Genomic DNA, 9,630 nt, shown 5'->3' with positions numbered 1-9,630 from the left:
AGATTTAATGAGTCGATCGACCCCTTCACCATAATCATTACCTCGAATCGGCCAATTAATCATCAACAATCCGCCCGCAAGCCTGCCGTAATTGAGAAATTGTTCGGGAGTGTAACTGTCCCAAGCACCGAGAAATCGATCGGGATTTTCAACTGGCGCCGCGGGAATTTCTGGCCCGGCCTCACCTTTACCAAAATCTTGCATGATTGCCACCCAAGTCGGAGCTTGCACCGAATAGCTCTCTGTGAGAGCATTAGAGGCAGCCGGCGCGCTGGGTTCTCCCCACTCGGCTTGGAATTCCCAACCCCAGCGGTGCCCAACCTCCGCTAAAGCCAGCAAATCTCCCAATTCCGTTGCATCTAAAGTGATTTTGGCCGAAACCGTAAAATCTGCAAACTGAACGCCCGAAATGCGATCTCCTTCATACAGCACATCGTGAGCTTTTTTTCCAGAAATCCAGCGCAAGTTCGGCAAACATTTAACCCAATCAGCGAAAATTTCCGCACCGATGCGGGGATCGTAAGTAAAAAAACTGACCCAGCCCCAATCCAAACCTCCCGGCTGTCGCTGCTGGAGTTCTCGCAAAAATGCGCCCCACAAACCGGTTTGAAAAGCTGCTAATTCATTGCCATCGGGGGCAGAAACGCCTGCGGCAGTCAGCATTCCTCCCAGCCAGGGGAATTCGCTTACTAAAATAGTTTTGGCACCCCGGCGGGCTGCTTGCACGGCTGCAGCGGTGCCACCAGTGCCGCCACCGACTACCAAAACATCTGCTTTTAAGACCGAAGACATGGGCAATACCATTTTAGATTTTAGATTAAGGCGATTGGGGCGCTACGGATAGATGTTCGGCGTTGGCGATCGCGAAGTGAATTTTACTGTGTAAAGACTTGACAAATAATAAATCGGCAATTATACAACGAGCGCACACTTTTTTTACTAAATGACTGCATGAGTGATCGCAACTTTTGATTTCTCATTGTGTGCGCGCAAATATTGCGAATATGACACCGCGAATAACGATAATAGAAAAAAGGGAACAGCATCTATAAAGTTTTACGTCTTAATAATTTCCGAGTTACTAATTAACGGCTGAAAATGGAAAAAGGTTTTATTTTGTGGTTCACCGGACTGAGCGGTTCCGGCAAGACAACTATCACCAAAGCTCTCGAACCCGAATTGAAGGCAAGAGGTTGCAAAGTTGAAATATTGGATGGAGATGTCGTTCGCACCAACTTGTCAAAAGGTTTGGGATTTAGCCAAGAAGACCGAGATACTAATATTCGGCGGATTGGATTTGTCGCTCACCTGCTGAGCCGCAATGGAGTAGCCGTAATGACCGCAGCTATTAGCCCCTACAGAGCAATTCGCGACGAAATTAGAGCAATGGAGCCCAATTTTGTTGAAGTATATATCACAGCGCCGTTAGAAGTGTGCGAAGGTCGCGATGTCAAGGGACTATACGCTAAGGCCAGAGCAGGAGAAATTAAGGGTTTTACGGGAATTGACGATCCTTATGAAGAACCGCTCAATCCTGAGATTATTTGTTACACAGAGCGAGAAAGTGTGGAAGAGAGTGTAAAAAAAGTTCTCAGCAAGTTAGAAGAGTTGGGTTACATTTGATGGTGGCGGGGTAGGAAGCGGATAGGGGCAAAAGGCGATGGTGAGCAAAAACTATTCAAAATTCAATACTGTCAAAGGTTTTACGGTCAAATTTTTAACAGTGTCAGCGCTGGCTGCAGGTTCATCTCCGGGGATGGCTCAGTTTTTGCCTCCTCCTCCTGCTTTCTCTCCTCCCCCTCCTCCTGGTTCTGCTGTTCCCGTACCCATGCCTCCTGTTCAGGGATTTCCGGCGATTCCGGCAAGTGCACCTTCAAGTGTACGCTCGGAAGTTTATACTTTGGGAGCGGGCGACCGTATTCAAATGGACATCTTCAACGTCCCGGAATACAGCGGGCCCAACGGTCAACACCAAGTACAGGCCGACGGTTCCCTGAGTTTGCCGTTAATTGGCAGCGTTTCGGTGTACGGGATGACCTTAGAACAAGCTTCTAATGCTGTTAAAGACCGATACGGAAAATACCTCAAACGTCCTTGGATTACCCTCAAACTGCTGGCACCGCGTCCTTTGCAAATTGCGATCGCGGGCGAAATTAACCGCCCCGGAGCCTATACAATATCCTCAGCAGCAGGCCCCGGAGGCACAGCAGAGCAAATGGGAACTCAAATGCCAACGATATCGCGGGCTCTGCGAATGGCCGGCGGAATTACGCAGTCAGCAGACGTGCGGCAAATCAAAATCCGCCGCCCCCAGCGCAACGCACCGGAACAAATTATTAGTGTGGATTTGTGGGAATTATTGCAAAACGGCGATTTGCGAGCCGATATGACTTTGCGCGACGGCGATACTATATTCATTCCCACTGTAACTAGCCTCAACCGCCAAGAAGCACCGACTTTAGCCGTAGCTAACATTACCGGACAAAGCACTCAACCAATTAATATTGCTGTGGTGGGCGAAGTAACTCGCCCCGGTACTTATACTTTGGCAAAAGAGGCTCAAATTAGGGTACAAGAGAATGAAATGGGTGAAAATTCTGGTTTGTTTGCTGCCAGCGAAACAAACAGCGGGGAAACTGTTTTACAGCAAACTGTAACGAGGGCAATTAAAATGGCCGGCGGCATTACGCCGGTAGCTGATATCAGACAAATACAAGTTCGCCGCCTGACACGAGCGGGTACAGAGCAAATTATTAATGTGAATTTGTGGCAACTTTTGGAAGGGGGAGATGTATCCCAAGATTTAGCGCTGCAACAGGGAGATACGGTAATCGTTCCCAAAGCCGAAAATATCGAGGCAACCCAAGATGAACAAGTTGCTAATTCTAATTTTTCACCTGATACGATTAAGGTGAACATTGTGGGAGAAGTCGTGAAACCGGGAGCGATTGCGGTACTGCCCAACACTACTTTAAATCAAGCGCTGGTAGCAGCGGGAGGTTTTAATAAAGCGCGCGCTCAAATGGATTCGGTGGATTTAATTCGCCTCAATCCTAACGGCACAGTTTCCCAGCTAACTGTTAAGGTTAATTTTTCTGCAACAGCTAATGAAGAATCTAATCCCAAACTGCAAAATAATGATGTAATTATGGTAAGGCGATCGGGCCGCGCTACGTTCTCGGATAATGTAGGTGGGACTCTCGCTCCTCTCAGCCCGCTGTTAGGAATATTTCGGTTATTCGATATTTTTCGGTGATTTGAATAGACGAGCATTAAGACCTCAGAAACTCGATTTCTGAAAAAAAATTGCGGTTTGGTAATGAAAAATATAGGAATCAGCCGGGTTCCTGAAACTGCGCCAGCGGTACAGACGTTTAAACTAATAAGTTGTAGAAATCAAATGAAACCAGGGAAACAATCTCAAATAGCACAGTTTAATCATAAAAAAATTGCTGATCTGCCAAAAACGTCTTCCGGGCTTTATGAAGAAGATCAATTTTTAGGCAGAGAGAAAACCGAGGCAGAAGAGTTAAGTTTTTGGGAAGTTTGCCGCAGTCGCTCCATCTTAGTCATTGGTGTAGCAGCGGCAGTAACCACCGGAGTTTTCGCCTGGACGCTCAATCAAAAAAGCGAGTACGAGGGGCGCTTTCAATTATTAGTAGAACCTGCAGTAAGCCAAAATACTTTAGCAAAAATATACTCCGGTGAGCTGAAACTGCAACCAGCGGCCCCGGCGACCGAAGAAAAGGGCGGTTTTGACTACGAATCCCAAATTCAAGTTTTGCAAAGCCCGCAAGTAATGTCGCCGATTATTAAACAGTTGCAGGCTAAGTATCCCGAAATAAATTACAACTACCTTTTGAACCAAAAAGCCGATAACTTGCCGTTTTCTCAGGAAACCCGGCTGTCAATTAATCGGTTCAAAAATACCAAGATTATCGAAGTTAGATATCGGGATTATGACCCGAAAAAAATTCAGTTTGTTTTGGAAAAAGTTGCGCTCGGCTACCGCAACTACAGCGTGCAAGATACCACAACTCAAATTAGTCAGACTTTGGATTTTGTGAAATCGCAAATTCCCAACCAGCAAAAGCGCCAACAAGCTCTGCAAACAGAAATTCAAAAGTTGCGGCAGCAGTACAATTTCATCGACCCGCAAATTCAAACCCAACAACTGGCGCAGCAAATCAGCCAACTTCAAACGCAAAGATTGGACGCGCAAACGCAGCTCAATCAGCAGAGATTGCTCTATTCCAATCTGCAAAATCAGCTCGGACTGAACCAGAAGCAAGCGCTGATGGCCTCGGCTCTGAGTCAAGCTCCCCGCTATCAAGCGATGCTGACTCAATTGCAGCAATTAGAAGGGCAAATTGCGATTAACTCGGCTACGTTTACAGACGAAACTCCGCAAATGCAATTGTTGCGAGAACAGCGAAAAAACTTAATTCCTTTGTTGAAGAAAGAAGCCCAACAGGTTCTGGGAACTGATTTGGCTAAGGTAAATTCGCAAGTGCTGGCTTTTCAAGATCCGGTGCGAATTAAGTTAATTGAGCAGTTTATTGGTACTGCTAATTTAATTCAGGTGCTGGGCGTGCGGAATCAAGTTTTGGAACAAGCTGCTAAGCAGTTGAATCAATACTCTCAAGGATTACCGGTGATTTTGCGGCGCTATTCGGATTTGCAGCGCGAGTTGGATTTAACTAACAATACGCTGAATGGTTTGGTGGCAAAACAGCAAGCTCTGCAGCTTGAATCTGTGGGTAAAAAAGAGGTGGCTTGGGAAGTTATTGCTAAGCCGGAAATTCCGCGTAACAAAAATGGCGAGTTGATGGCTGTTGCTCCGATAATGCCTTTGAATTTAGCTTTAGGGGGATTGGCTGGTTTGCTGTTTGGTATGCTGGCGGCGCAGTTGGCGGAACGGTTTAACAATAAAACGGTGTTCCAAACTCCAGAGGATGTCAAACATTCGATTCGCCTGCCTTTATTGGGGGTAATTCCTGCTAGCGATAAAATTTTGAGACTTCCTCCTGCTGAGACAAGCCCGGTGGATGTGGCAATTTCGCCGATGCCGACGGATGCTTTTCAAGAAGCTTTTCGATCGCTCAATGCGAATATTCGCTTACTCAACCTTGAGACTCCAATCAATTCTTGCGTAATTACTTCTTGTCAAGTAGGTGACGGCAAGTCTACTGTCGCAGTAAATCTGGCGCGGGCGGCTGCTGCAATGGGCCAGCAAGTGCTGTTGGTGGATGGGGATTTACGGCGCCCGCAGGTACACGAAATGCTGGGTTTACCGAATTGGCAAGGCCTGCACAATGTGATTGCTGAGGATGTGGATGTGCAACAGGTGATTGTGCGATCGCCCCGCGATGAAAATTTGTTTGTGTTAACTTCCGGTCCGGTTCCTCTCGATCCCACAAAGGTGCTTTCTTCGAGAAAGATGCAGCATTTAATGGCAGCTTTGTCAAGTCATTTTGACTTAGTTATTTACGATACTGCGCCGCTTTTAGGTTTGGCGGATGCGAATTTGTTGGCGGCTCACACTAACGGATTGATGCTGGTAGTAGGCCTGCATCAAACTGAGCGGGAGGCGCTGGTCTTGGCTTTTGAAGATTTGAAAATGGCGGGGATTCCGCTGTTGGGAATGGTGGCGAATAACGATAAGGGCAGCAGGTATTACTATCAGTCTTACGTGCAAGATTACGTTCAGGAAAAGTCTGTTTGAGGGAGAGGACTTGAGAAATGTGTAATGGAACAGGCCGTCAGGTCTGTTCTTGAGAATGCAAGGCGGGCGGGACACCAGACAAGATATTTCATCCATCTTGCACCCTTAATTGTGAATAAAGGTTTCAGGGGCGGGCGGGACGCCCCACAAGAACATTTAACTTTTGTGGAACAGGCCGGAAAGCCTGTTCTTGAGATTTGTGCGTGATTTCAGAAAGACAAATTTTCTTAAGATTTGCGATCGAGACTGTGAACTATAATTAAAAGTAGAGAAATTTAAACAAATCGCGGCACTTGCAAGTTGGCAAGACCTGAAAGAAAACGTGGCTGGTAAATTCCTATTTTGTAATACCTTGATACAACTCCCTGCCTAGGCTGAAAACTACCAGGGAGTTTTGTGTTTTTCACACAGGAGATAAAACCATGGCTATTGCTACTATCAACCCGGCAACGGGAGAGACGCTGAAAACTTTCGAGCAGATCGCGGATGAGGTAATAGAAGCTAAGCTGGAATTAGCACAGCAAGCTTTTAAAAAATACCGCCAACTGCCGTTTGAGCAGAGATCCCTATGGATGCAGAAAGCTGCGGATATCTTGGAGCGCGATCGCGAAATTTACGCTGAAATGATGACCCTGGAAATGGGTAAAACGCTCAAATCTGCGATCGGCGAAGTAGAAAAATGCGCCTTAGTTTGCCGCTATTACGCCAAAAATGCCGCTCAATTTATGGCAGATGTATCGGCAACCACTGACGCTAGCAGCAGCTTTGTCCGCTACCAACCGCTGGGCCCTATTTTAGCCGTCATGCCCTGGAATTTCCCATTTTGGCAAGTTTTTCGGTTTGCGGCGCCAGCACTGATGGCGGGCAATGTCGGCTTGCTCAAACACGCTTCCAATGTGCCTCAGTGCGCTTTGAAAATCGAAGAAATTTTTACGCTTGCTGGCTTTCCCGAAGGAGTTTTTCAAACTTTGTTAGTCGGCGCCGACAAAGTAGCCGATATCGTTGCGGACGATCGTATAAAAGCAGCAACTCTCACTGGTAGCGAACCAGCGGGTGAAAGTTTGGCAGCAAATGCGGGGAAAAATTTGAAAAAAGTAGTGCTGGAATTGGGAGGGAGCGACCCATTTATTGTGATGTCCAGCGCCGATGTAGCAGCAGCTTTATCAACTGCTGTGACATCCCGGATGCTCAATAACGGTCAATCTTGCATCGCCGCCAAACGCTTTATTTTAGCAGAAGAGATTGCCGACGAATTTATAACAGGATTTGTCGAAAAATTCGAGCAATTAAAAGTAGGCGATCCGATGTTGCCAGACACCGATATCGGCCCTTTAGCTACTCCCGCAATCCTCAAAGACTTGGACAATCAAGTGCAAACTTGTATCCAATCGGGAGCAAAACTTCTGACAGGTGGCCGCCCATTGTCAGAGAAGACCGGCAATTTCTACTTGCCAACTATTCTGGCAGACATTCCGCCGAATGCCTCTGCCCGTCAAGAAGAATTTTTCGGGCCTGTAGCTTTAGTCTTCCGAGTTGCAGGCATCGATGAGGCCATCGAACTAGCAAATAGCACATCTTTTGGGTTGGGTGCGTCAGCTTGGACTACAGTAAACTCAGAGAGCGATCGCTTTATTTCCGAACTAGAGGCCGGCGCGGTATTCATCAACGGTTTAGTAAAATCCGACCCGAGATTGCCCTTCGGTGGCATCAAACGCTCCGGTTACGGACGCGAATTGAGCATCCAAGGAATTCATGAATTTGTTAACATTAAAACAGTGTGGGTGAAATAAGCTCCCACTCTATCAACCGATCGCACAAATCTACATAAGTCTGCGTTTACCTGCGTTTACCTGCGGTTAAAAATGTCCATATAGTATTTTTGCGATCGGTTGAAAAAGACAAAAAAAAACCATTAACCGAGGAGAGAAACGGAAATGAACACAGCTCAACTATTGGTAAAATGTTTAGAAAATGAAGGCGTCGAATACGTCTTCGGACTTCCCGGAGAAGAAAATTTAGAAATTCTAGAAGCCCTGAGAAACTCTTCAATTAAATTTATTACTACTCGCCATGAACAAGGTGCGGCTTTCATGGCCGACGTTTACGGTCGTCTCACTGGCAAAGCCGGCGTTTGCTTGTCCACTTTGGGTCCAGGCGCAACTAACTTAATGACAGGAGTGGCTGACGCCAACTTAGACGGCGCTCCTTTAATAGCAATCACCGGACAAGTCGGCACTGACAGGATGCACATAGAATCGCACCAATATTTGGATTTGGTTGCCATGTTTGAGCCAGTTACTAAGTGGAATGCTCAAATTGTTCGCCCCAGCACGACGGCAGAAATTGTCCGCAAAGCCTTTAAAGTAGCTCAAAGTGAAAAGCCGGGATCTGTTCACATTGACTTACCTGAAAACATCGCAGCAATGCCTGCTGAAGGAAATCCGCTCACCAAAGACAACCGCGAAAAAACTTTTGGCGCTTACCAAAGCTTGAATAAAGCTGCCGTGGCAATTTCCAAGGCTAAAAGTCCTCTGCTTTTAGTAGGAAACGGCGCGATCCGTGCTAACGCTAGCGATGCTTTGACACAATTTGCTACTCGATTGAATATTCCCGTAGCTAATACTTTCATGGGCAAAGGTGTAATTCCTTACACTCATCCTTTGGCACTGTGGACGACGGGATTGCAAAAACGGGATTATATTAGCTGTGCTTTTGAAGAAACCGATTTAGTGATTGCTGTTGGCTACGATTTGATTGAATATTCCCCGAAGAAGTGGAATCCCGAAGGAAAAATTCCGATTATTCACATTGGATCTTTGCCAGCAGAAATTGACAGCAGTTATATTCCTCTTATAGAAGTTGTGGGAGATATTTCTGATTCCCTCAATGAAATTTTACAGCGTGCAGATCGCATGGAGAAAATAGACCCTTTTGCTAAGCAATTGCGGGCGGATATTCGGGCTGGGTACGAACAATATGCAGCCGACGACGGTTTCCCGATCAAGCCACAAAAACTCATTTATGATTTGCGGCAAGTTCTGGGCCCGGAAGATATTCTTATATCGGATGTGGGAGCTCACAAAATGTGGATTGCGCGGCACTATCATTGCGATCGCCCGAATACCTGTCTGATTTCTAACGGATTCGCGGCGATGGGAATTGCGATTCCGGGTGCGGTGGCTGCAAAACTCGTTTATCCCGAGCGCAAAGTAATAGCAGCCACCGGCGACGGCGGTTTTATGATGAACTGCCAAGAATTAGAAACTGCTTTGCGAGTAGGTACTAATTTTGTGACGCTGATCTTTAATGACGGCGGTTATGGGTTAATTGAATGGAAGCAGCAAGATTATTTTGGTCATTCAGATTTCGTCAAATTTGGCAACCCGGATTTTGTGAAATTTGCGGAAAGTATGGGTTTAAAAGGCTATCGAGTGGAATCTGCAACAGATTTAATTCCGATTCTGAAAGAAGCCCTTGCTCAAGATGTTCCTTGCGTTATTGACTGTCCGGTAGACTATCGGGAAAATGCGCGTTTCAGTCAATTATCGGGGGATATGAGTTGCAATTTGTAAGTTAAGCAATGGGTAAGATCCTGTCCGGCTAAAGCAGGATAAATTCAGTTGTGGCGGGCCGCAGTACCCGCCCCACAAGAACATTAATTTTTGGTGTCGGAGTTAGTTTGAATACTTCATCTAGATTGGAGTTTAGACTAAGCATAAATTGACTCCAGGTTAGCGGAGTGAAATTTTAGTAAATTTAGAAAGAGTTTTCAAGGTTAAGTTACGACTTTTGGTGATTTTTGGAACCGACCTTTAGCCTTTTTAACTTTCTTTTGTCACTCTGGGAAATTAAAAATGAGAGCCAAATTTTCAACTGTAGATAGAGCAAGGATTTGAGCATTTATT

6 protein-coding genes are annotated in these 9,630 nt (G+C 46.1%); 5 read left to right on the top strand and 1 reads right to left on the bottom strand.

The window, feature by feature from the left end; all coding sequences use genetic code 11:
• The coding region (locus QUA38_RS24815; protein WP_333166627.1) for an FAD-dependent oxidoreductase at positions 1–792 on the bottom strand (792 nt) is incomplete at its 3' end.
• A 306-nt stretch (positions 793–1,098) separates the two neighbouring features.
• On the opposite strand from QUA38_RS24815, the gene cysC reads away from it, so the two are divergent.
• The 5 genes from cysC (at position 1,099) to QUA38_RS24790 (ending at position 9,297) form a co-directional block, all read left to right on the top strand.
• Positions 1,099–1,623 carry an adenylyl-sulfate kinase gene (cysC, locus tag QUA38_RS24810; RefSeq protein ID WP_199292456.1) on the top strand — a complete coding sequence of 175 codons (525 nt, stop codon included), beginning with the start codon at positions 1,099–1,101 and terminating at the stop codon, positions 1,621–1,623.
• A gap of 37 nt (positions 1,624–1,660) precedes the next feature.
• Positions 1,661–3,256, top strand: coding sequence for an SLBB domain-containing protein (locus QUA38_RS24805; protein ID WP_333166625.1), 1,596 nt, complete (start codon positions 1,661–1,663; stop codon positions 3,254–3,256).
• Positions 3,257–3,400: 144 nt separating this feature from the next.
• On the top strand, positions 3,401–5,725 hold the full coding sequence (locus QUA38_RS24800) for a polysaccharide biosynthesis tyrosine autokinase (protein WP_333166623.1): 2,325 nt from the start codon (positions 3,401–3,403) through the stop codon (positions 5,723–5,725).
• Between the two features lie 422 nt (positions 5,726–6,147).
• Positions 6,148–7,515, top strand: a complete 1,368-nt coding sequence (locus QUA38_RS24795) for an NAD-dependent succinate-semialdehyde dehydrogenase (protein WP_333166620.1) — start codon at positions 6,148–6,150, stop codon at positions 7,513–7,515.
• 144 nt (positions 7,516–7,659) lie between these two features.
• A complete protein-coding gene (locus tag QUA38_RS24790) occupies positions 7,660–9,297 on the top strand; it encodes an acetolactate synthase large subunit (RefSeq protein ID WP_333166618.1) in 1,638 nt (545 codons plus the stop codon).
• Positions 9,298–9,630 lie beyond the last annotated feature (333 nt).

The sequence above is a fragment of the Microcoleus sp. Pol12B4 genome (genome assembly GCF_036701385.1).
Classification (GTDB): Bacteria; Cyanobacteriota; Cyanobacteriia; order Cyanobacteriales; family Microcoleaceae; genus Microcoleus.
Note: the sequence above shows the minus strand (reverse complement) of the source record. Positions and strands in the feature narration are given on the sequence as shown.

Excerpts from the sequence above, each read along its gene's own strand:
- QUA38_RS24805 (WP_333166625.1), top strand. The coding sequence starts at position 1,661 with ATGGTGAGCAAAAACTATTCAAAATTCAATACTGTCAAAGGTTTTACG.
- QUA38_RS24790 (WP_333166618.1), top strand. The coding sequence starts at position 7,660 with ATGAACACAGCTCAACTATTGGTAAAATGTTTAGAAAATGAAGGCGTC.
- QUA38_RS24800 (WP_333166623.1), top strand. The coding sequence starts at position 3,401 with ATGAAACCAGGGAAACAATCTCAAATAGCACAGTTTAATCATAAAAAA.
- QUA38_RS24795 (WP_333166620.1), top strand. The coding sequence starts at position 6,148 with ATGGCTATTGCTACTATCAACCCGGCAACGGGAGAGACGCTGAAAACT.
- cysC (WP_199292456.1), top strand. The coding sequence starts at position 1,099 with ATGGAAAAAGGTTTTATTTTGTGGTTCACCGGACTGAGCGGTTCCGGC.